This is a genomic window from Gordonibacter pamelaeae (assembly GCF_003340385.1).
Taxonomy (GTDB): domain Bacteria; phylum Actinomycetota; class Coriobacteriia; order Coriobacteriales; family Eggerthellaceae; genus Gordonibacter; species Gordonibacter pamelaeae.
Genome location: NZ_PPTS01000027.1, coordinates 1 through 971, shown reverse-complemented (window position 1 = coordinate 971; position 971 = coordinate 1). Strand labels below are relative to the sequence as shown.

At 66.0% G+C, this 971-nt stretch carries 1 protein-coding gene; it reads right to left on the bottom strand.

The features are described from left to right. A partial coding sequence (locus C1877_RS15055) for a molybdopterin-dependent oxidoreductase (protein ID WP_147274578.1) occupies positions 1-971 on the bottom strand: 971 nt, incomplete at both ends.

The following is a 971-nucleotide window of genomic DNA, read 5'->3' as shown; positions in this document are numbered from 1 at the left end:
TTCTCGAAGTTGCCGGTGAGCGCCATGAGGTCGAAGCACGCCATGCCGGTGATGAAGCCCTCGGAGGTGTGGTCCATCGCCACGCCCCACTGCAGGCAGCACGACTTCGCGCGGCCGATCTTGCGGGCCGCCTCCACGATGAGGTCCTCGGGCACGCCGCAGGTCTCGGCGGCGAAGGCGGGCGTGTACTTCTTCACGTGCTCGGCGAACTCGTCGAAGCCGTAGCACCAGCAGCTCACGAACTCCTTGTCCTCCAGGCCCTCCTCGATGATGACGTTGCAGAGCGCGAGCGCCAGCGCCGCGTCGGTGCCGGGGCGCACCTGGAACCACACGTCGGCCTTGCCGGCCACCCAGGTGAGCTTCGGGTCCATGACCATGAGCTTGCTGCCGCGCTTCATGCTCTCCACGATCCAGTGGCCGAGCGTGCCGTCGGAGTTGGCCACCACCGGGTTGTTGCCCCATACGAGGATATACTCGGGCGCCTCCCAGCGCGGGTCGTCGTAGCGGTCGGGGAAGAACTGCGCGTAGTCGCACACGAACAGCCCGCCCGCCTTGAGCGCGGTTGAGAAGATGCGCGGCGCGTAACACGCCTGGCCCGACAGGAACCCGGTGCCGTAGTTGGGCGTGCCCAGGTACTGGGCCATGAGCGGCCCGTAGCCGTTGATGTCGCGGCCGGTGCCCTGCGTGACCCAGATGGCCTCGTTGCCGAACTTCTCGATGACGGCCTTCATCTCCCGCTCGATGATGTCGTAGGCCTCGTCCCACGTTATGCGTTCGAAGGCGTTCTTGCCGCGGTCCTCCTTGGCGCGCTTCATGGGGTATTTCAGGCGGTCCTCATGGTAGAGCATCTCCTTGAACGCCAGGCACCGCGGGCAGAGGCGCCCCTGGTTGTAGGGGTTCTCCGGGTCGCCCTCTATCTTCTCCAGCACCCCGTCCCTCACGTACATGAGCACGCCGCAGTTGTCGTGGCA